Raw genomic sequence first — 19,989 nt, forward strand, 5'->3', positions numbered from 1 at the left:
CCGCCGGGCCCTGGACTCTCCATGCGTCAGAGGCCAGTCCCCATACGCGTACGTCCAGCAACCGGCTCACCGGGCTCCCTTACGCTGACCCCATGGACGCACTCGCCGGACTGCTCGACGGACCGCGGGCCAGGGGGGCCTTTCTGATGCGCATGGTCATGGAGCCGCCGTGGTCCGTAAGGATCGAGGACCGCGCGCCCATCTGCCTGATGTCGATGACGGCGGGCGAGGCCTGGATCGTGCGTGACGGGGACAGCGGTGGCGGCGACGAGGGCGATGCCGTGCACATCGGCCCCGGCGACATCGTCATCGTGCGCGGCCCCGACCCGTACACCGTGGCGCACGCCCCGGACCTCGCCCCGTTCGCACGCATCGGCCCCGGCGGGGTCTGCACCAGCTTGCGCGGGGAAGCGCTCTCGGACTCCATGGACCTGGGCGTACGCACCTGGGGCAACGCCCCGAACGGCTCGGCGACGATGCTGGTCGGCACCTACCTGATGGAGGGGGAGATCAGCGGGCGGCTCCTCGACGCGCTGCCTCCGGTGGTGCGCCTGACCGCGCGGGAGTGGAACCGCTCCCTGATGCCGCTGCTCGACGACGAGATCTCGCGCGACGAACCCGGCCAGAGCGTCGTCCTGGACCGACTGCTCGATCTGCTGCTCATCGCGGTACTGCGCTCCTGGTTCTCGCGACCGGGCGCCGACGCGCCCGCCTGGTACCGGGCGATGGGAGACCCGGTGGTCGGCCCCGCGCTGCGGCTGGTGCAGAACAGTCCGGCTCATCCCTGGACGGTGGCCTCGCTCGCCGCGAAGTGCGGGGTGTCACGGGCCGGATTCGCGCGCCGCTTCACCGAGTTGGTGGGGGAGCCGCCGATGGCGTATCTGACCGGCTGGCGCCTGGCGCTCGCCGCCGACCGACTGCGGGAGAGCGACGCCACCGTCGAAGCCATCGCCCGCCAGGTCGGATACAGCAGCGCGTTCGCGCTGAGCGCCGCCTTCAAACGGGTCCGGGGCATCAGCCCGCAGGAACACCGGACGCTGCGCGGCGACGGCTCAGGGGCGGCCGGTGTTACGGGAAGCGGGAGTTGAGGGCCGGCGCAGTCCGAGAGCGCTCTCGCCCTGCCCCCAGCCCGAGCACGTCTCAGGCACGGATGAGCCGGGACAGGTCGTCGTCGCCGACCACACGGAACACGCCGCCGCCGAGCGAGGGGCCGACCAGACCGGCCAGACGCTCCATACGGCGCTGTTCACCGGCCGCGATGCGCTCCATCCACACGGGGATGTCGGCGGGTTCGGCGTCGATCAGCGCACAGGTCAGGATCTCCTGTGGGTCGTCGAGGCTGAGAGCGCTCAACACCCGGCGCGGGTCACCGGGGATGGCCTCGTCGGGCAGCCACGCCCTGCGGAAGGTGGCGTAGTCGACTCCGTCGTTGAGGCGGCGCAGCGAAGTGCCGATCAGCATGGTGGTACCTCCAGTCGTGGCCTGCCCCACCCGTGGTGCCGGGTGCGGGCATACGCCGAGAGAATTCTTACTTTGTAAGGTTCCCGGCTGCGGATAGAGTGCCCTTACGATGTAAGAATCGTCAAGAGGCTTCTGCAACGCAGAGGGATCGATGCGAGGAGAGACGGATGGCGGACCGGCGGGCACGGCCCAAGGCGGGGCTCAGTCGCGAGCGGGTGCTGGACGCGGCGCTGGACCTCGTCGACCGTGAAGGCGTCGCCTCCCTCACCATGCGCAAGCTCGGCGCGGAGCTCGGTGTGGAGGCCATGACGCTTTATCACCACGTAGGAAACAAAGGGCAGTTGCTTGACGCGCTGGTCGGCCGCGTCGTGCGCCGGGCCGCCCTGGGACTGCCGGGCGGGCCCGCGCCGTCGTCCGATGCCGATGCCGATGCTGAGGCCGCGAGCCCTGCCGATGCCTCCGAAGGCGCCGCCTCCGCCACCCGTATTGAGCCCGTCGGCGCGAACCTGGGCGCGGGCGACTGGACCCGCTGGGCCCGCGCCTTCGCCTGCGGGCTACGGGCCGAACTCCTGCGGCACCCAGGCGTGTTGCCGCTCATCGCCACGCGTCCGCTGAGCTCCGCCGACGATCTCGACCTGCTGGAGGAGTGGCTGGCCGCCCTGACGGACGCGGGCCTCGGACTCGGCCGGGCGATGGATGTCATCAACGCGCTCGCCACGTTCGTGGTCGGCCACACCCTCGCCGAGGCCGGCCGCGCCCCGGGTGAGCGTACGGACGCCCCCGACCTGGACGACGCGGCGCCCGACCCGAAGCGCTTCCCGCTTCTTGCCGAGGTCACCGCGACACGCGTCGGCCTGGACTTCGAGGCCCGCTTCGACCGCACCGTCGACTTCATCCTGGCGGGCTACCGAAACATGGGGGAGGACTGACGCAGGGGCTTTCTCGCGAGCCGGCCCGGCTGCCGCGAACGTGCCCGGCATCAGGAACTCCCGTGCCGGGCAACGCAGTTGGCCAGTCGCAAGGATCGATGGTCACCCATGCCCGGACACGAGGACGCCGCCGCCCGAAACTGTCGGGCGACGGCGTCGTCACGCGGGGGTGCGAGGACCACCGACGGGACCGGCGGGTCTCGCGACCGGCGCGTGCTCACCCACCTGAGAGGGTGCCGGAGCGCGAGTGGACGTCGGCAGCTATCGCCGAATGGAGCGCTCTCACGGCTGTGAGGGCGTCGAGCCGTCAGTGGTGGCGGCGGTTCTCGCGGGCCAGTGCGGTCACGAAGTGGGCCGCGTCGATGGTGCCGACGCCCGTCGCCATGTCGTACCCCTTCACCGCGGTGTAGCCGGTGACGCCCGCGTAGCTGTTGTTCGTGCCGTCATTGACGTCCACGAGGCCGGAGCCGGGCTTGTAGCCCTGGTGCTTGTAGAGCGAGTACAGCGCGTCGTTGATGTTGCCCAGGCGGTGCCCCGCGGCCTGGTCGGCCAGGGCGACGATGCCGGAGAACAGCGGGGCCGCCTCGCTCGTACCGCCGGACACGTCCCAGCCGACGGCGGTCGGGTCGTAGCTGGAGTACACCCACGCACCGCCGTTGACCGCGGCAGCCATCGAGATGTCGGGGGTGCCGCGCCGGTTGCCGACAGCACCGCGCACGCCGTCCTGGTAGGAGGGGCGCTCGAAGACGTGAGACTGACCGCCGCCACCCGACCCGTTGTCGTTGTAAACGCTCTCAGGGCTGAGGCGGTTGCCCTTGTCGTCCAGGTGGAGCTGGGTGCCGCCGATGGAGGTGACCAGCGGGTCGGACGAGGGCCAGGAGTTGACGCGCTCGTTGTAGTAACCGCTGCCGTCCGCCGTGTTGTCGGTGGCACCGCCGTCGCCGGAGGAGGCGAGCACGGTCACGCCGTGCGCGGCCGCGTCCTTGAACGCGTACCGCAGGTTCTTGATGCTGGAGAAGTCGCCCTTGTCGAAGCCGGGGAACGTGTTCTCCGTGGCGCCGAAGCTCTGGCTGATGACATCACCGATGCCGCTGTCGATGAGGTGCTTCTCCGCGTCCATCATCTCGGGCAGACCGGTGACGCCCTCCGTCTCGGCGACCGCGGTCTCCACCAGGACGATCTTCGCGTCCGGGGCCACGGCGTGCGCCATCTCGACGTCCAGCGTGGACTCGCCGGCCCAGCCGGTCATGTCCTTGTTCTTCGGGTCCCAGGCGGGAACGTTGCCCCACTTGACCACGTCGACCTTGCTGCTGGGGATCCCGTACTGCTTGCTGTACACGTCCAGGTCGTGCTGGATCGTCGGCGAGCCGAAGGAGTCCACGATCACGATCGTGCGGCCCTTGCCGGTGATGCCCGCCTTGTAGAGCGGGTTCAGGTTGTACGCCTGGCGGTACTGGAGCGGGCCGTAGCAGGCGATCTTCCACTTGGCCTGGCACTGCTCGCTGGTGAGCGGGCCGCTCGTCGAGTGGGCGAGCTGGTGCCCGGCTACGGCCGGGACGGGCTTTACCTGCGGGGCGGCAGGTGCGGCGGTGGCGGACCCGGACAGCGGGGTGGCCATCACCGCGGCGGCGGCAAGGGCGGTGGCCCCGACTGTCGCAGCCGCGGTACGGGTCCGGGGGAGGGCTATGCGCATGAATGCTCCCTGTGTGGGGTGAAGCCGCGCGGGGCGGTCCTCGTGATCCCATCCGGAGGGTCATGCGCAGGACAAGAGCGTTTAGCGCATGATGTCGAACGCTTTGCCTGAGTGACGCACTTGAATGAACATTTTTGGCGGGTAGCTGACCAACCAAAATCGAAAAACGACAAAAGGGGCGCCGTCCGAGTCAATCGGACGGCGCCCCTCGTGGATGCGCTGGTCAGCCCCCTGGGCCGATGCCCACGTGGCTGCGGGCTGCCGGGAGAGCCATGTGCTCGGCCGCCGGTCAGGCGCCGAGGTTGAACTCCGCCGGGTTCGGACCCAGTCGCTTGCCCTCGTCGAGCGCCGCGAGCGCGGCCAGGTCGTCGCCGTCGAGCTCGAACCCGAACACGTCGATGTTCTCCTGGATCCGTGACGGCGTAACGGACTTCGGGATCACCACATTGCCGAGCTGAAGGTGCCACCGCAGTACGACCTGCGCCGGGGTGCGGTCGTGCTTGCGCGCGATCGCGACGACGGTCGGAACCTCCAGCAGCCCGCGGCCCTGGCCCAGCGGCGACCATGCCTCCGTCGCGATGGAGTGCTTGGCGTGCAGGGCGCGCGACTCGGCCTGAGCGAGCTGCGGGTGCAGCTCGATCTGGTTGACGGCCGGCACCACGGAGGTCTCACCGAGCAGCCGCTCCAGGTGCTCCGGCTGGAAGTTGGAGACGCCGATCGCCTTGGCGCGGCCGTCCGCGTAGATCTTCTCGAACGCGCGGTAGGTGTCGACGTACGCGTCCTTGGCCGGCACCGGCCAGTGGATCAGATACAGGTCCACGTAGTCGAGGCCCAGCTTGTCGAGTGAGGCGTCGAAGGCGCGCAGGGTCGAGTCGTAACCCTGTTCCGAGTTCCAGAGCTTGGTCGTGATGAACAGCTCTTCGCGGGCGACCCCCGAGGCGGCGACGGCCTTGCCGGTGCCCGTCTCGTTCTCGTAGATCGCGGCGGTGTCGATGCTCCGGTACCCGGACTCGATGGCCGTGGCCACCGCCTTCGCGGCCTCGTCGTCCGGCACCTGCCAGACACCGAAACCGAGCTGGGGCATCTCGACGCCGTTGTTGAGGGTGATGGAGGGGACCTTGCTCACGAGCGGTCGATCCTTACGTCGTCGGTTGGTACTCCTCCCGTCAACGAACGAGCGGAGTCTCACATTCCCACTGTGCCCCCTCGGGTCGCGTCTGACCTGCGACTCCACGGCGGTGCCGACGTGGGCTTCGCGAGCGCGTCCGCGCAAGCTCGCGCGGGCCGCCCCTACAGCTCCGACCTTCTCGGTCCGAACCATTGACCGTGCCCCGACAAGGCGCGACGCTATAGCAGATGACTGAACGACGGTCACTCATGTGAACACTGGCAGGGCGCCTTCTTCCGGCCCTCTTCGGCCATCACAGACGAAGGTGCCGCCCACCTTCGATTCACCCTTCACTCCTGAACCCCACCTCTCAGGAAGGCAGGTACGTCCATGAAGGACCCGACGGGCGGACGCACGGGAAACATCGGAGGACACGGCCTCGGTCGCGGTCCGGGACGCGGGGTGTTAGGCACCTGTGCCTACCCTCGCCCCCCCGCCCTCGACGCGGCGCAGCACGCTCACGGCGAGGAGTTGGGAGTGTGTCGTGTCCCTGAGGAGACCGCTTGCGGCGCGGATGGGCGGGAGAGCGCTCCTGGGATGGATTGGCTCAAGAGCGCTCTCCCTGCGCACGGGCGCGAGAGCGCTCTCGGCAGGGACCGACGTGAGAGCGCTCCCGACGCGGACTCGGGTGAGAGCGCTCTCTCGAAGGCGCCCCCGCCGATCCGCGCGGCTCCTGCTCGTCGTGGCGCTGGTGCTGGGTGCGTTGTCGCTCCAGGCTCCCGCCCGCGCAGATCTTCAGAACCCGCGCCAGGACTTCCTGCGCGCCTCCACCTCGGGCCTCTTCCTGCACTGGGGGGAGCGAACCGCTCCGGCCCACACCAGGTGCTCCGCCTGGGAGTCCGACGTCACGGCCGGCGGCTGGACGGCCGACTACTGGGTCAACGAGGCCCGCAAGCTGCACGCGCTCACGTCCGGCACCCTGCCGAGCACCAGAGGGGTCGCCTTCATCGACATCCCGGCCATCTCCGCCGGCCATGTCCGTCTGGAGGTGACCAGCACATACGCCGCAGCCACGGACGCCACCCGCTACAAGCGGCTACGAATCGACGAAACCTGGCTCGGGAGCGCGTACGTGTCACTGGGCCTGGCGGGAGCGACGCCCCCCGAAACCGCCGAGAGCGCTCTCGCCTCATTGCCGCCCTACGGACCCGCCCCCACGAGGAGTTGACGCCCTGGCCGGACCGGACCTGATCTGTCCGACCAAACCTGACTGACCCGACCTGACTGACCTGACCGGCCGGCGAGCCCACCCCCGCCGGAAGGGCGATCGGGTGGCGGCCGTGCCGTCACCCCGATGCGGCCTGCGCTCCAAGCGGCAACTCCCGTGCTGTCCAAGGGATTTGGTCTCGCGAGAGGCATTGACACCAGCCGCTCCAGGCACTGCGATGCAGGGGTGGTTAGGAAGCTTTCCTAACGTCGTTCCTTCTGCGGCCCGACGAGCGACCTTTCAGGCACCCACCTCTGCCGGCCGCCCACCCTGCCAAGGACCCCACACCCCCCACACCCCCGCACCCCCCGGCACCTCCCCGCCCCCCCCACGGAAGGACCCCCCGTGCACACTGCCGTACCCCCACGCCGTTTCATCGCGACCCTCGCCGGTCTCGGCTGTCTGGTTCTGCCCCTGATCGCCGCGGCACCCCAGGCCGCCCATGCGGTCGGCGCCTCGCAGTCAGGCGCCCCGCAGCCGGGTGCCGTGTCCGGCGCCGCCGCCTCTGGTGCGATGGCGGTCGCCCCGTACGAGTACCTCGGCTGGGGCAGTCCGCAGAAGCCGACCGATGTGTTGGCGGCTACCGGCGTCAAATGGTTCACCCTGGCTTTCGTCCTGTCCGACGGCGGCTGCAACCCGAAGTGGGACGGCCCACGCCCCCTGACCGGCGGATCCGATGAGAGCGCGATCAAATCCATCCGTGCCGCAGGCGGTGACGTGGTCATCTCCGTCGGCGGCTGGAGCGGCAACAAGCTCGGCGAGAAGTGTTCCAGCGCGTCCGCGCTCGCCGGGGCGTACCAGAAGCTGATCGACGCGTACCACCTCAAGGCGCTCGACATCGACATCGAGGACACCGAGTTCTCCAACGCCACCGTGCGGCAGCGGGTGGTGAGCGCTCTCAAGACCGTCAAGACGAACAATCCGGGGATCGTCACCTACGTGACCATGGGGACCACGCCGAGCGGGCCCGACTCCAACGGCAAGGACCTCATCAAGCGGGGAGCCGCCGCTGGTCTCGCCAACGACGGCTGGACCATCATGCCGTTCGACTTCGAGGGGCACAGCGGCACCATGGGTTCCGCCACGGTGAGCGCTCTCGAAGGCCTCAAGGCGTCGGTCAAGAGTGCCTACGGCTACAGCGACGACGCCGCCTACCGGCACATTGGTGTCTCGTCCATGAACGGCAAGACCGATGAGGCCGACGAGACCGTCACCACCGGTGACTTCCAGACGATGCTCGGCTACGCCAAGCAGCACCACATCGCGCGCTTCACCTTCTGGGCGGTCAACCGGGACCGACAGTGCGGCTCGGGCGGGGATGCCGGAAGTTCGTGCAGCGGGGTCGGCCAGTCGCCGTACGCCTTCACCAAACTCGTCGCGCAGTACGCGGGCTGAGGGGGAGCGGACATGATGCTTCAGCAGCGCAGAAGAGCGATCGGCGCCCTCGTCGCGGCGGCGGGTCTCGTCGCGGGAGCTCTGGCGGTAGCGCCGCACGCGGCCGCCGAGCCACAGGCCCTCACCGCGTCGGCGGCTCCCGCTCTGCCCTTCGGCAGCCACCAAATCCCCTACGCGGACGGCACGTTGAGGCCGTCCGGCAGCCAGTCGGCGATCGACCAGCAGGTGATCGGGAAGTACCGGGAGTGGAAGGCCGCGTTCGTGCGGCAGAACTGCGGCAACGGCTGGTACGAAACGATCTCGCCGGACGCCGACCATCCCTATGTCGGGGAGGGGCAGGGCTACGGCATGGTGATCACCGCGCTGATGGCCGGCGCGGACACCGACGCGAAGAAGATCTTCGACGGCATGGTCAAGTACGTTCTGGCGCACCCCTCGTCGAACAATCCGGGTCTGCTCGCCGCCGAGCAGGACAGTTCGTGCAAGAGCGTCGACGGCTCGGACTCGGCCACCGACGGTGACCTGGACGTCGCCTACGGGCTGCTGCTCGCCGACCGGCAGTGGGGCAGCTCGGGTACGTACGACTACAAGAACCTGGCCGTCAAGCACATCAATGCCATCAAAAAGAGCGAGGTGAACCCCACCACGCATCTGATGCTGCTCGGCGACTGGTCGACGCCGGGTGAGTCGCACTACTGGATCTCGCGCTCCTCGGACTGGATGGCCGACCACTTCAGGGCGTTCAAGTCGGCTACGGGCGACGCCAGTTGGGACACCGTCCGGACGGTGCATCAGAAGCTGATCGCCAGTCAGCAGTCCAAGTACGCGTCCAGCACCGGCCTGTTGGCCGACTTCGTCGTCACCACCAACAGCACGCCCAAACCCGCGTCGGGCAAGGTGCTCGAATCCACCCATGACGGTGACTACGGCTGGAATGCCTGCCGTGACGCCTGGCGGATCGGCGCGGACGCCGTGACCGGCGGCGACTCGGTGTCACGCGACTCGGCGCGCAAACTCAACGCCTGGATCAAGAGCAAGACAGGCGGCGACCCTTCGAAGATCGCCACCGGATACCACCTCAACGGGTCGGCGTTCGACAGCGGCAAGGACATGGCCTTCACCGCGCCGTTCGCGGTGGCCGCGCTCACCGACCCCGGCTCGCAGGCCTGGCTCGACGCACTCTGGGGCAGGCTGACCACCACCCCGGTGGAACCGAAGATCTACTACGGCGCGAGTGTGCAACTCCAGTCGATGATCGTCGTGTCCGGCAACTACTGGGTACCGTAAGGGAGTTGGCGGAATGAACGGGCGCGCTGAAATCAAGCCGCCATGGGTGACGGGGTTGTGACACCCCGTCACTCGTGACGGCGTCCCCGCCTCACCGGTAGAGCGCGTCCACCTCGACCTCGTACGCCTCCTCGATCGCCCGCCTCTTGAGCTTCAGGGACGGGGTGAGCAGGCCGTGTTCCTCGGTGAACTGGTGGGCCAGTATGCGGAACGTGCGGATCGACTCCGCCTGGGAGACCAGGGTGTTGGCGGCCACCACCGCGCGGCGCACCTCGGTCTCCAGATCGGGGTCGCGCACCAGCTCGGACGGGGTGAGCGGAGCCTTGCCGCGCATGGCCAGCCAGTGGTCCACGCCCTCCTGGTCGAGGGTGACCAGGGCCGCGATGTACGGGCGGTCATTGCCGACGACGATGCACTGGGCGACCAGGGGATGGGCCCGTACGCGTTCCTCCAGGGCGACCGGCGACACGCTCTTGCCGCCCGACGTCACCAGGATCTCCTTCTTGCGCCCGGTGATGGTGAGATAGCCGTCCTCGTCGAGGGCCCCGATGTCCCCGGTCGCCAGCCAGCCCTCCCGGAGAACGGCCTCGGTGGCCTTGGGCTCGTTGAGGTAGCCCGAGAAGATCTGCCCTCCGTGGACCCACACCTCGCCGTCGTCGGCGATGTGCACCGTGGTCCCGGGGATGGGCTGCCCGACCGTGCCGTACCGGGTGCGCTCGGGCGGATTGGCGGTCGCGGCGGCCGTCGACTCGGTCAGGCCGTACCCCTCGTAGACCGTGACACCGGCGCCCTCGAAGAACAGGCCGAGCCGGCGGCCCATGCTGGAGCCCCCCGACATGGCGTGCCGCACCCGGCCGCCCATCGCGTCGCGGACCTTCCCGTACACCGTCTTCTCGAAGAACTGGTGCTGCATCCGCAGCGCGGCCGAGGGGCCGGGGCCCTGGTCGAAGGCCTTCTGCTCGACCGCCTCCGCGTACTTGACAGCGATGTCCACGGCCTTGTCGAACGGTCCGGTCTTTCCCTCGGCCTCGGCTCTGCGCCGGGCGGCGTTGAACACCTTCTCGAAGATGTACGGCACCGCGAGGATGAAGGTCGGCCGGAACGACTGGAGGTCGGGCAGCAGCGCGGAGGCCGAGAGCGCGGGCTGGTGGCCCAGTTTCACCCGGCCGCGGATGGCCGCGATCTCCACCATCCGTCCGAAGACATGGGCCAGCGGCAGGAACAGCAGCGTGGACGCCTCGTCGCCCGGCCGCGAGTGGAACACCGGCTCCCAGCGGGAGATCAGCATGTCCGTCTCGAACATGAAGTTGGCGTGGGTGATCACACACCCTTTGGGACGGCCGGTGGTGCCCGAGGTGTAGATGACGGTCGCCACCGACTCCGGTGTCACGGCCCGCCGATGGCGGTGGACCACCTCGTCGTCGATGGTCGCGCCCAGCGTCAGGAGCGCTTCCAGCGCCCCGGTGTCCAACTGCCACAGCCTTTTGAGGTGGGGGAGGCGGTCGACGACCGAGCCGATCGTCATGGAGTGGTCCTCGTGCTCCACCACGCACGCGGTGACCTCGGAGTCGTGCAGCATCCAGAAGACCTGCTCGGCGGAGGACGTCGGGTAGATCGGTACCGGCTGCGCGCCGATCGTCCACAGGGCGAAGTCGAACAGCGTCCACTCGTAGCGGGTGCGCGCCATGATGGCGACCCGGTCGCCGAACCGCACCCCGTCCGCGATGAGCCCCTTGGCCAGCGCGAGCACCTGATCCCGGAACTCGGCAGAGGTCACGTCCCGCCAGTGGCCCGACGCGTCCTTGCGGCACAGGGCGACGCGGCGCGGGTCGTCCAGGGCATGGTCGAAGACGGCGTCCGCCAGCCCGCCGACCTGAGGCGCCGTCGCCATGGGTGGGACCGTGAACTCGCGCAATGACCTGCCTCCCTCCGGGGGCCACCCCCGGTGGCGCTCCGCACAGCGCGGTGACCGTACCCCACACACAGTTCCCCCGGCATGGGTCTTCGGTAAGTCGAGACCGGGGACGTCTTCACAGGTCAGGGCCGAAAACATGCCCACATGGGGATCGCTCGGGCAGCTTGCTGACTCTAAGGTAAGTTCTGCGGAAGGCAATCTCCACGGAATCTGTACGCTCCAGTCACCCCCGGCTCACGGCTGTGCCGGGTTTGGGCGGGGCCGCGCCCGGGCGCGCCGGGGCGCCTGTTCCGCGGCCGCCGCCGGTCAGCCGGCCCCGTGTCCCGGATGCAAACGGTCACCGCTCGCCAGGATCGCCGACGCCAGGGCGCCGGCCGCCTCCTGTGCGGCCGAGCCCCGCCGGTTGTGCAGCAGGACGAAGTCGACGCCGCCGAGGTCGGGAAGGCCGGCCCGGGCCGAGAGCGCTTCCAGGCCGGGCGGGATCAGACCCCGGGTATGGGCCATCACGCCGAGCCCGGCCCGGGCGGCCGCGATCAGACCGCTCAGGCTGCCGCTCGTACAGGCGATGCGCCAGGAACGCCCGTGCTCCTCCAGGACTTCGAGCGCCCGGGCCCGGGTGATGCCGGGCGGCGGGAACAGGATCAGCGGGATTGGCCGCTCGGCGTCGAGCCGCAGCCCGGGCGCCCCGATCCAGCTCAGTTCGTCGGTCCACACCAACTCGCCGTGGCTGTCGCCGGGACGCCGCTTGGCGAGAACCAGATCGAGCCGGCCCGCCTCCAGTCTGCGGTGCAGGGTCCCGGACAGCTCGACCGTCAGCTCCAGGTCGACCTCCGGGTGGTCCCGGCGGAAGGACTGGAGGATCTCCGGGAGCCGGGTCAGGACGAAGTCCTCCGAGGCACCGAACCGCAGCCGGCCGCGCAGCCGCGTCCCGGCGAAGTAGTGGGCGGCCCGTTCGTGCGCGGCCAGGATCGTCCGCGCGAAACCGAGCATCGCCTCGCCGTCCTCCGTCAGGCGCACGCTGTGCGTGTCCCGGCTGAACAGGGCGCGCCCGGCCGCGTCCTCCAGACGCCGAACATGCTGGCTCACCGTTGACTGCCGCAGCCCGAGACGCCGTGCGGCCTGCGTGAAGTTCAGGGTCTGGGCCACGGCGAGGAACGTCCGCAGCTGGTTCGCGTCGTACATGCCTGCCACGCTAGCGCCGGTCCCGCCGCCCATCGCGGATTGTGATGACAGTGAGAGTGGTGTGCGGGATTCCCGATCAAGGGGGAGGGGAGGATCATCGAGAGAGCGCGTTCCGGGCCCGCCGGCGGTGACCCGTTCCTGATGCGGGCGAGAGCGCGTTCCGGTTTCCGGGGCTGTGGCACGTTCCGGGCGCCGCGGTCGGGGTGCGGGCGGGCCGCGCTTCGCGGTCGGACTCCGGCCCGGTCGGGACACGGTCGGACGCCCCCGGCGCCGCATGTCGTCAGGAGCACAGCACCCCCCACAGGTGCGCAGCAGCGCCGAGCAGGCACGCGGCGCACACCGACCAGACCAGGTAGCAGCACCCCCGACCAGGTAAGCAGCACCCCGAGCACGTGAGTGGAGCACATGAGCCGCATCCCGAAGCCGCCGTCCTGGCTGCCGGTCGACCCGTACATCCTGGCGCTGCTCGGCACCGTGGGCCTCGCGGCGCTGCTTCCCGCGTCCGGGTCCGCCGCTCCCGTCGCGAGCGGAGCCTCGACCGCGGCCGTGGCGCTCCTCTTCTTCCTGTACGGGGCCCGGCTCTCCACCCGTGAGGCGATGGACGGGGTGCGCCACTGGCGACTCCATGTCACCGTCCTGGCCTGCACGTTCGTGGCGTTCCCGCTGCTCGGCCTGGCGGCCCGGGGCCTCGTTCCTTTCGTACTGACGCCGGACCTCTACCACGGTCTGCTCTTTCTGTGCCTGGTGCCGTCGACCATCCAGTCGTCGATCGCGTTCACCTCGATCGCCCGAGGCAATGTGCCCGCCGCGATCTGCGCCGGCTCCTTCTCCAGCATCGCCGGAATCGTGTTCACCCCGCTGCTCGCGGCGGCCCTCCTCGGCAACAGCGGGGGTGGCTTCTCCGCCGACTCGCTCCTGAAGATCGTGCTGCAACTCCTTGTGCCGTTCCTGGCCGGGCAGCTCCTGCGGCGCTGGGTCGGCGGGTTCCTGGTGCGTCACAAGAAGGTGCTCGGATACGTGGACCGGGGCTCGATCCTGCTCGTGGTCTACAGCGCGTTCAGCGAAGGAATGGTGCGCGGCATCTGGCACCAGGTGAGCGTGGCCCGGCTCGGCGTGCTGCTCGCCGTGGAGGCCGTACTGCTGGCCGCGATGCTGGCGCTGACCTGGTACGGGGCAGGGCGGCTCGGCTTCGGTCGGGGCGACCGGATCGCGATCCAGTTCGCGGGGTCGAAGAAGAGCCTGGCGGCCGGGCTCCCCATGGCCAGCGTCCTGTTCGGCGCGCAGGCCTCACTCGCGGTGCTGCCGCTGATGCTGTTCCACCAGATGCAGCTCATGGTGTGCGCCGTCATCGCCAAGCGCCGCGCCCGCGACCCGCTGGTCGAGGGGGCGGGGGCGGGCGCGGTGCCGGTTCCCGTCGAGGGGGAGGGCGTAGGGGACAGCGGCGTAAGGGCCGGGCGCTAGTTCCCGACCGCGAGTCCGGGGCGGCCCGCTCGGGCGGCGGGATCGGCGGTACTCCGGTCGCGGGTCAGTCGCCACACCTGGTCCTCGCCGGTCTCCATGGGGGCCACGGGCTCGAAGGCGCGGCGTTCGTACGCGATGAAGCCGAGGCGTGCCGGGACGGCGCCGCTGGCCAGGTTGGCCGCGTCGTGCACGATCTCCACGAGGTCGACCCCGGGGAGCCGGAACGCCTGCTCGGCGAGGGCCCGCGCGGTCCGGGTGGCCACGCCCCGACCGGTCGCGGAAGGGTGCAGCCAGTAGCCGATCTCGCGCGCCTCGTCCCGGTTCTCGTCCCGCCGGAACAGTCCGCACGCGCCGACGATGGCTCCGTCGACGACGATCGCGTACGTGTACTCCTCGCCGCTCGCCCAGAGTTCGGCCCGGCGGGCCAGGAAGCGGGTGGTCCTGGCCAGGCTGTGCTCACCGGCCCACGGCAGCCAGGGACGCAGGTGCTCCAGCGACTCCTCGATGACCCGGAACAGCTCCGGCAGGTCCGCCTCACCGGCGAACGCGCGCAGCGTGAGGGTGTCGTCCACTTCCATGACCCGCGGCGGGAGATCCATGCGGCGAGGATCATACGGAGCGAGGGCCCGGGGCAAACGGTTTGATCCGGCGAGCGGGCACGGGCACGGCGGGACCGGGAGACCCCGCCGGATCATCCTCGTCCGGTGACGAGCACCACCTTGCCCAGGTTGCTGCGGGACTCGATCAGCGTGTGTGCCTCGGCCGCGGCTTCGAGGGGCAGGGCCGCCGCGACGGCGGTCCGGAGCCTGCCCGCCGCATGCAGTTCCCACAGTTCGTCGAGCCAACGCGCGTACAGTGCCGGCTTGTTGCGGGCGAGGACCGCCATCTGAAAGCCGATGACGGACTTGCCACCCACGAGCAGGTCGTACGCCTCGATGGTGCCGCCACCCGAGCTGAACGCGACAAGGCGCCCGCCCGGTGCGAGCGCTCTCAGGGCCGGACCGAGCAACTCGCCGCCGACTGCGTCGACGATCACGTCCACGGGTTCGCCCCAGGACTTGTCCCCGTACACGACGACCTCGTCGGCGCCTGCCTCCCTGACGAAGTCCGCCTTGTCCGCCGAGCCGACCGCCGCCACGACACGTCGTGCGCCTCCTGCCTTCGCGAACTGCAGGGCCAGCATGCCGATCGCGCTCGCGGCGGCCGTCACCAGGACCGATTCGCCGGGTTCCGGCCGCCCCGCCGCATACGCGCCGCGCGCCACCATGCCGCTGCGCACCAGCGCGATGGCGTCGACGAAGTCGGCGTGAGCGGGAATGCGGGAGGTCATCGCCGGGAGGAGGACGGCCTGTTCGGCATACCCGTGGCAGAAGCACAGCCCCGTCACCCGCTCGCCCAGCGCGAATTGTGTGACGCCGTCCCCGAGCGCGATCACCGTGCCGGCCACCTCGCCGCCGAGGGCCACCGGCTCGCTGCCCTCACGGACCTTGCGGACCATCGGCAGGGTCACGCCGATCGCCGCAACGTCGATCAACAACTCGCCCGGCCCGGGCACGGGCGCGGGCACGTCCTCGGCGAACAGCACGTCCGGACCGCCGTTGGCCTCATATCGAACGCGACGCATGGACCCTCCAAAGGGTTGCTCGGTGTCCCCTCGGCATTCATGGGGAGCCCCAACGATATGCATAGGGTCAGGTCGTTGGGAAGCCCCATGATTTTGGAGTAGGATTCATGCCATGACTCGCGAGCTTCACAGGGCAGAGAGCGCTCTCAGGCAGGATCTGGCCGCCCCTGCACCCGGCCCGGCGGAGGCGGCCGTGCTCGCCGCCCCCGACGCGCCGCCCGCCCTCCAGCACATCCAGTCGCTGCCCAGCTGGCTGCTCGGACGGGTCGCCGCGCGCGGGCGGAGTCTGGTCGCCGAGGCGCTCGCGGGGCAGGGCGTGAAAATGCTGCACCACGCGGTGCTCGCGGCGGTGTCCGAGCTCGGCCCGATCGCGCAGGCCGACCTCGGTCGCAGACTCGCCATCGACCCCAAGGATCTCGTCGGTGTCCTCAACGACCTCCAGGCCGACGGCTTGGCCGTGCGCGAACCCGACCCGCGCGACCGTCGCAAGAACGCGGTCACCGCCACCCCGGCGGGCCGCGACCTCCTCGAACGCTGCGCGACCGTTGCCGAAGCGGCCAACGCCGAGCTCCTCGCACCCCTGACCCCCGCCGAAGCGCGCCGCCTCATGGCCCTCCTGGGACGGCTGCACGAGGCATAGCCGCATCGTCCGTGGCCTCGGAAGCGGCCCACGTGAGAGCGCCCCACCTTCGGGCCGGTCCGCACACGCCGACGAGCCCTGTCGGGCCGGTCCATGGCCTGAAGGCGTCCCCTGCTTCCGGTCTAGATCATCCGGGCCGGTACCGTGCCGCCATGACCGCACTCGAAGGCGAGCCCGCCCTTCTCGACCCCGCGCACACCGCGCTCGTCCTCGTCGACCTGATGGACCGCATCACGGCGCTGCCCCTCGCCCCGCGCTCCGGCGAGGAAGTGCTCGCCACGGCAAGGGAGTTGGCGGAGTCCTTCCGATCGGCGGGCGCCACCGTCGTGCTGGTACGGGTCGAACGACCCGGCGTGGCCGCCCAGCCACCGGGCAGCGACCTCGTCGCCGGGCTCGCTGCCGACGGCGATCCGATCGTCGTCAAGCGCACCATCGGCGGCTTCCACCGGACCGGCCTGCACGAGCTGCTCGCCGAACGGGGCATCACCACCCTCGTGTTCGGCGGCATCGCCACCAACCTCGGCGTCGAGTCGACCGCCCGCGCCGGCGCCGACCACGGGTATGAGCTGCTCTTCGTGGAGGACGCGATGGCGGCGCTCACCGAGGACGAGCACCGTGCAGCGGTCGCTCTGAACTTCCCCCGTTTTGGCCGGGTCGTCACCGCCTCCGCTCTCCGGTTCGGCTGATCGCGTGCCCAAGTTCTCGATATCGGCGGCCGGTTCACGCCCCTGCACCCTCGTCGTCTGCCGCGGCTGCTGCTGCGGGGACGCCCGCAAGACCCCCGGCACCGACCATGCCCGCCAGCTGGAGCGGCTGCGTACCGCGGCGGCCGAGTCCGGCGGCCGCCTCGCCGTGCGCACCACCGACTGCCTCGGGCCCTGCGGCCAGGCCAATGTGGTCGTGGTCCAGCCCTCCGGCCAGGCCCGGGGGCGCGGCGCCCGCGCGGCCTGGATCGGCTGGGTCCTCGACGACGACGCCACCGACGACATCCTCAACTGGGCCGAACAGGGCGGCCCCGGCGTCGCCGAACCCCCGGCGACCCTCGCCCTCCAGATGATCCCGGCCCCGTCGGAAGCGCGCAGGCGCGCACGGTAGGGCCGTGCGGGGCTGGTCGCGCGGTTTCTCGCGCCCCTCAAGCCCGTCTTCTAGCGCGGGCCCTGGGTGGCTGGTCACGCGATCCCTCATGCCCTGAGCGCCCCTACGGGAAGGGCCCGCCGAGGCAGGGGGCGCGCCTCGCCGGCCGGGACGCTCGGGCGGGGCGGGGTCAGACGCCCGAGCGCAGGGCGATGCGCTCGTCCCCCGCGTACACGTTCATGGAGTTGCCGCGCAGGAACCCGACCAGGGTCAGCCCCGTCTCGGCGGCCAGGTCGACGGCGAGCGAGGACGGGGCGGAGACCGCCGCGAGGACCGGGATGCCCGCCATGACCGCCTTCTGGGCGAGTTCGAAGGAGGCCCGGCCCGACACCAGCAGGATGCAGCGCGACAGGGGCAGCCGGTCGTCCTGGAGAGCGCGGCCCACCAGCTTGTCGACCGCGTTGTGGCGGCCCACGTCCTCCCGTATGTCGAGCAGTTCGCCCTCCGGCGTGAACAGGGCCGCCGCGTGCAGCCCCCCGGTCCGGTCGAAGACCCGCTGCGCCGCGCGCAGCCGGTCGGGGAGGCTCGCGAGCAGTTCGGGCTCGACCCGGACCGGGGGAGTGTCGGCGATCGGGAAACGGGCCTGCGTACGCACGGCGTCCAGGCTCGCCTTGCCGCACAGCCCGCACGACGAGGTCGTGTACACATTGCGTTCAAGGGTGATGTCGGGCACCTCGACGTCCGGCGCCAGTTTCACGTCGACCACGTTGTAGGTGTTCTGGCCCTCCGCCGTCGCGCCCGCGCAGTACACGATCGACCGCAGCTCGGCCGCGGCGCCCAGGACCCCCTCACTGACCAGGAATCCGGCCGCGAGCGCGAAGTCGTCGCCCGGGGTCCGCATCGTGATCGCCAGCGGCTTTCCGTTGAGCCGGATCTCCAGCGGCTCCTCGGCCACCAGGGTGTCCGGGCGCACCGAGACCGCCCCGTCCCGGATGCGGATGACGCGGCGCCGTTCGGTGACCCGTCCCATGTCCTCAGTCCCTCGATCGATGTCGCCGGTCCGGTCGGTCTCGTGTCTGTACGTGCTGGAAGCCGAAGCGTCCCTTGATGCACAGGTTGCCGTGGGTCACCGGGTTGTCGTGCGGCGAGGTGACCTCGACGATCTCATTGTCCTGCACAGGGAGCGTGACGTTGCAGCCGACGCCGCAATAGGCGCACACCGCGGTCGTCTCCGACTGCGCCGCCTCCTCCCAGGCGCCGGCCGCCCGCGTGTCAGGCGCAGTGGACCTCACCAGGACCGCGCAGATGGCGGACGTGGTGCTGCCCACGGCGGCCGAGTGGGCCGAGACCGAAGGCACGACGACCAACAGAGAACGTCGAGTGCAGCGGGTGCGGGCCGCGCTGAGGCCGCCGGGCGAGGCCCGCGAGGACATCGACATTATGTGCGCCCTGGCCCAACTGCTCGGCCATGAACGGAAGTTCACCGACGCGCAGCAAGTCTGGAACGAGCTGAGAGCGCTCTCACCCGACCACTACGGCATGACGTACGACCGCCTGGAGGAGCACCAGGGCCTCCCGTGGCCGTGCCCGTCGGCGCACGAGCTGCCCGCCAGTTTTCTGCACGTCAGGCCGCTCGGCCGCCGACAGGGTCCAGGGCTCGACGAGCTCCGCGTACGCCTGGTCCCCGCTGGGAAAAGGACGTGCCGCCCAGATTCGTCGACAGAATATTGACTACAGTATGACTTTTTGGGCGGTCGAGACGCCCGGCACGGTCCGCGAGGGCGAAACGCTGACACAAGGCTCCAAAGGTGCGGCAGTGAATCCTGTGGGATGTCGCGCCCGCGTACCCATCGGTAGCCACGAAGACTGGATGGCTCCGGATGTCAGCAGTCAATGCACGTACCGAGGGGACCCGCCATGACCGGCATGCGAGGCTCGCGTCTTGTCGCAGTCGGGCACTATCAGCCCGCCAAGGTGCTCACCAACGCCGACCTCGCCGAGCTGGTCGACACCAGCGACGAATGGATCAGCAGCCGCGTCGGCATCCGCACCCGCCATGTCGCCGGAGCCGACGAGCCCGTGGACGAACTCGCCGCCCACGCGGGCGCGAAGGCGCTGGCCGCCGCCGGACTCGCCCCCGCCGACATCGACCTGGTCCTGGTCGCCACCTCCACGGCCATCGACCGCTCGCCCAACACGGCGGCCCGCGTCGCCGCCCGGCTCGGCATGGCATCGCCCGCGGTGCTCGACCTCAATGTGGTCTGCGCCGGGTTCACCCACGCGCTCGCCACCGCCGACAGCCTGGTGCGCACCGGCACCGCCCGGCGGGCGCTGGTCATCGGCGCGGACAAGATGACGGCGGTCACCGACTGGACCGACCGCAGCACCTGCGTCCTGGTCGGCGACGGCGCCGGAGCTGCCGTCGTCGAAGCGAGCGAAGAGGCGCTGATCGGCCCGGTGTTGTGGGGTTCGGTGCCCGAGATGGGGCACGCGGTACGCATCGAGGGCACCCCTCCGGTGTTCGCACAGGAGGGCCAGTCCGTCTACCGCTGGGCCACCACCCAGCTACCGCCCATCGCCCGCCAGGTGTGCGAGCGCGCCGGGCTCACCCCCGAGGACCTCGCCGCGGTCGTGCTGCACCAGGCCAATCTGCGGATCATCGAGCCCGTCGCGCGCAAGATCGGCGCCGTCAACGCCGTCATCGCCCGCGACGTCGTCGAATCCGGCAACACCTCGGCCGCCAGCATCCCGATGGCCCTGTCCAAACTGGTGGAGCGCGGCCAGATCACCACCGGCGACCCGGTGCTGCTCTTCGGCTTCGGCGGCAACCTGTCGTACGCGGGCCAGGTCGTACGCTGCCCGTGAGGGCGAGCGCGGCCCACTCCCCGCCCCAGGCGCCACACGCCGCCCGGTGGCCCCGGCCGCGACACACCGCCCTGGGCCCCGGCCGCCA

18 protein-coding genes and 2 pseudogenes are annotated in these 19,989 nt (G+C 70.4%); 11 read left to right on the forward strand and 9 right to left on the reverse strand.

What is annotated here, in order from left to right; translation table 11 throughout:
- Positions 1-92: 92 nt before the first annotated feature.
- A complete protein-coding gene (locus N4G70_RS14580; protein ID WP_261713044.1) occupies positions 93-1,088 on the forward strand; it encodes an AraC family transcriptional regulator in 996 nt (331 codons plus the stop codon).
- A gap of 52 nt (positions 1,089-1,140) precedes the next feature.
- Here N4G70_RS14580 and N4G70_RS14585 read toward each other — a convergent pair whose 3' ends face one another.
- Positions 1,141-1,461 carry a hypothetical protein gene (locus tag N4G70_RS14585; protein WP_261713045.1) on the reverse strand — a complete coding sequence of 107 codons (321 nt, stop codon included), beginning with the start codon at positions 1,459-1,461 and terminating at the stop codon, positions 1,141-1,143.
- Between the two features lie 167 nt (positions 1,462-1,628).
- On the opposite strand from N4G70_RS14585, the gene N4G70_RS14590 reads away from it, so the two are divergent.
- Positions 1,629-2,390 carry a TetR/AcrR family transcriptional regulator C-terminal domain-containing protein gene (locus tag N4G70_RS14590; protein WP_261713046.1) on the forward strand — a complete coding sequence of 254 codons (762 nt, stop codon included), beginning with the start codon at positions 1,629-1,631 and terminating at the stop codon, positions 2,388-2,390.
- A gap of 307 nt (positions 2,391-2,697) precedes the next feature.
- Here the strand turns inward: N4G70_RS14590 and N4G70_RS14595 are convergent, their stop codons facing one another.
- Positions 2,698-4,083, reverse strand: a complete 1,386-nt coding sequence (locus tag N4G70_RS14595; protein WP_261713047.1) for a S8 family serine peptidase — start codon at positions 4,081-4,083, stop codon at positions 2,698-2,700.
- 289 nt (positions 4,084-4,372) lie between these two features.
- Positions 4,373-5,209, reverse strand: a complete 837-nt coding sequence (locus tag N4G70_RS14600) for an aldo/keto reductase (protein ID WP_261713048.1) — start codon at positions 5,207-5,209, stop codon at positions 4,373-4,375.
- 724 nt (positions 5,210-5,933) lie between these two features.
- Between N4G70_RS14600 and N4G70_RS37160 the strand changes: the two genes are divergently transcribed.
- The 3 genes from N4G70_RS37160 (at position 5,934) to N4G70_RS14615 (ending at position 9,140) form a co-directional block, all read left to right on the forward strand.
- Entirely contained in the window at positions 5,934-6,419 is a 486-nt protein-coding gene (locus N4G70_RS37160) for a hypothetical protein (protein ID WP_399035452.1), read from the forward strand.
- Positions 6,420-6,803: 384 nt separating this feature from the next.
- Positions 6,804-7,853 (forward strand): chitinase, encoded by a 1,050-nt coding sequence (locus N4G70_RS14610; RefSeq protein WP_261713049.1) that lies wholly within the window; start codon positions 6,804-6,806, stop codon positions 7,851-7,853.
- A 12-nt stretch (positions 7,854-7,865) separates the two neighbouring features.
- The gene (locus tag N4G70_RS14615; protein ID WP_261713050.1) at positions 7,866-9,140 is read left to right on the forward strand and encodes a glycosyl hydrolase family 8; all 1,275 of its coding nucleotides are present in this window, start codon (positions 7,866-7,868) and stop codon (positions 9,138-9,140) included.
- A 91-nt stretch (positions 9,141-9,231) separates the two neighbouring features.
- Here N4G70_RS14615 and N4G70_RS14620 read toward each other — a convergent pair whose 3' ends face one another.
- Both N4G70_RS14620 and N4G70_RS14625 read right to left on the reverse strand, forming a co-directional pair.
- Positions 9,232-11,031, reverse strand: coding sequence for a long-chain fatty acid--CoA ligase (locus N4G70_RS14620; protein WP_261713051.1), 1,800 nt, complete (start codon positions 11,029-11,031; stop codon positions 9,232-9,234).
- 330 nt (positions 11,032-11,361) lie between these two features.
- A complete protein-coding gene (locus N4G70_RS14625) occupies positions 11,362-12,237 on the reverse strand; it encodes a LysR family transcriptional regulator (protein ID WP_261713052.1) in 876 nt (291 codons plus the stop codon).
- Between the two features lie 405 nt (positions 12,238-12,642).
- On the opposite strand from N4G70_RS14625, the gene N4G70_RS14630 reads away from it, so the two are divergent.
- Positions 12,643-13,698, forward strand: coding sequence for a bile acid:sodium symporter family protein (locus tag N4G70_RS14630; RefSeq protein WP_261713053.1), 1,056 nt, complete (start codon positions 12,643-12,645; stop codon positions 13,696-13,698).
- Here the strand turns inward: N4G70_RS14630 and N4G70_RS14635 are convergent.
- On the reverse strand, positions 13,695-14,297 hold the full coding sequence (locus N4G70_RS14635; protein WP_261713054.1) for a GNAT family N-acetyltransferase: 603 nt from the start codon (positions 14,295-14,297) through the stop codon (positions 13,695-13,697). The genes N4G70_RS14630 and N4G70_RS14635 overlap by 4 nt on opposite strands.
- Positions 14,298-14,389: 92 nt before the next feature.
- Positions 14,390-15,322 (reverse strand): zinc-binding dehydrogenase, encoded by a 933-nt coding sequence (locus N4G70_RS14640; protein ID WP_261713055.1) that lies wholly within the window; start codon positions 15,320-15,322, stop codon positions 14,390-14,392.
- Positions 15,323-15,434: 112 nt separating this feature from the next.
- Between N4G70_RS14640 and N4G70_RS14645 the strand changes: the two genes are divergently transcribed.
- From N4G70_RS14645 to N4G70_RS14655, 3 genes are all read left to right on the forward strand, one after another.
- Positions 15,435-15,962 (forward strand): MarR family winged helix-turn-helix transcriptional regulator, encoded by a 528-nt coding sequence (locus N4G70_RS14645; RefSeq protein WP_261713056.1) that lies wholly within the window; start codon positions 15,435-15,437, stop codon positions 15,960-15,962.
- A 152-nt stretch (positions 15,963-16,114) separates the two neighbouring features.
- Positions 16,115-16,648 (forward strand): isochorismatase family protein, encoded by a 534-nt coding sequence (locus tag N4G70_RS14650; RefSeq protein ID WP_261713057.1) that lies wholly within the window; start codon positions 16,115-16,117, stop codon positions 16,646-16,648.
- Positions 16,649-16,652: 4 nt separating this feature from the next.
- On the forward strand, positions 16,653-17,057 hold the full coding sequence (locus tag N4G70_RS14655; protein ID WP_261713058.1) for a (2Fe-2S) ferredoxin domain-containing protein: 405 nt from the start codon (positions 16,653-16,655) through the stop codon (positions 17,055-17,057).
- Between the two features lie 169 nt (positions 17,058-17,226).
- On the opposite strand, the gene fdhD is transcribed toward N4G70_RS14655, so the two are convergent.
- Positions 17,227-18,066, reverse strand: coding sequence for a formate dehydrogenase accessory sulfurtransferase FdhD (gene fdhD / locus N4G70_RS14660; RefSeq protein WP_261713059.1), 840 nt, complete (start codon positions 18,064-18,066; stop codon positions 17,227-17,229).
- A 4-nt stretch (positions 18,067-18,070) separates the two neighbouring features.
- Positions 18,071-18,310: pseudogene (locus N4G70_RS14665) on the reverse strand (hypothetical protein); the annotation flags it as partial.
- Between the two features lie 13 nt (positions 18,311-18,323).
- Between N4G70_RS14665 and N4G70_RS14670 the strand changes: the two are divergent.
- Both N4G70_RS14670 and N4G70_RS14675 read left to right on the forward strand, forming a co-directional pair.
- A pseudogene (locus N4G70_RS14670) lies at positions 18,324-18,665 on the forward strand (molybdopterin oxidoreductase family protein); the annotation flags it as partial.
- A 297-nt stretch (positions 18,666-18,962) separates the two neighbouring features.
- On the forward strand, positions 18,963-19,901 hold the full coding sequence (locus N4G70_RS14675) for a beta-ketoacyl-ACP synthase III (protein ID WP_261713297.1): 939 nt from the start codon (positions 18,963-18,965) through the stop codon (positions 19,899-19,901).
- Positions 19,902-19,989: the final 88 nt, after the last annotated feature.

It is taken from the genome of Streptomyces sp. ASQP_92 (assembly GCF_025399895.1).
Taxonomy (GTDB): domain Bacteria; phylum Actinomycetota; class Actinomycetes; order Streptomycetales; family Streptomycetaceae; genus Streptomyces.

What these genes read in the sequence shown, in the direction of transcription:
- N4G70_RS14580 (WP_261713044.1), top strand. Translation starts at nt 93, where the DNA reads ATGGACGCACTCGCCGGACTGCTCGACGGACCGCGGGCCAGGGGGGCC.
- N4G70_RS14585 (WP_261713045.1), bottom strand. Translation starts at nt 1,461, where the DNA reads ATGCTGATCGGCACTTCGCTGCGCCGCCTCAACGACGGAGTCGACTAC.
- N4G70_RS14590 (WP_261713046.1), top strand. Translation starts at nt 1,629, where the DNA reads ATGGCGGACCGGCGGGCACGGCCCAAGGCGGGGCTCAGTCGCGAGCGG.
- N4G70_RS14595 (WP_261713047.1), bottom strand. Translation starts at nt 4,083, where the DNA reads ATGCGCATAGCCCTCCCCCGGACCCGTACCGCGGCTGCGACAGTCGGG.
- N4G70_RS14615 (WP_261713050.1), top strand. Translation starts at nt 7,866, where the DNA reads ATGATGCTTCAGCAGCGCAGAAGAGCGATCGGCGCCCTCGTCGCGGCG.
- N4G70_RS14620 (WP_261713051.1), bottom strand. Translation starts at nt 11,031, where the DNA reads ATGGCGACGGCGCCTCAGGTCGGCGGGCTGGCGGACGCCGTCTTCGAC.
- N4G70_RS14625 (WP_261713052.1), bottom strand. Translation starts at nt 12,237, where the DNA reads ATGTACGACGCGAACCAGCTGCGGACGTTCCTCGCCGTGGCCCAGACC.
- N4G70_RS14630 (WP_261713053.1), top strand. Translation starts at nt 12,643, where the DNA reads ATGAGCCGCATCCCGAAGCCGCCGTCCTGGCTGCCGGTCGACCCGTAC.
- N4G70_RS14635 (WP_261713054.1), bottom strand. Translation starts at nt 14,297, where the DNA reads ATGGATCTCCCGCCGCGGGTCATGGAAGTGGACGACACCCTCACGCTG.
- N4G70_RS14640 (WP_261713055.1), bottom strand. Translation starts at nt 15,322, where the DNA reads ATGCGTCGCGTTCGATATGAGGCCAACGGCGGTCCGGACGTGCTGTTC.
- N4G70_RS14645 (WP_261713056.1), top strand. Translation starts at nt 15,435, where the DNA reads ATGACTCGCGAGCTTCACAGGGCAGAGAGCGCTCTCAGGCAGGATCTG.
- N4G70_RS14650 (WP_261713057.1), top strand. Translation starts at nt 16,115, where the DNA reads ATGACCGCACTCGAAGGCGAGCCCGCCCTTCTCGACCCCGCGCACACC.
- fdhD (WP_261713059.1), bottom strand. Translation starts at nt 18,066, where the DNA reads ATGGGACGGGTCACCGAACGGCGCCGCGTCATCCGCATCCGGGACGGG.
- N4G70_RS14675 (WP_261713297.1), top strand. Translation starts at nt 18,963, where the DNA reads ATGCGAGGCTCGCGTCTTGTCGCAGTCGGGCACTATCAGCCCGCCAAG.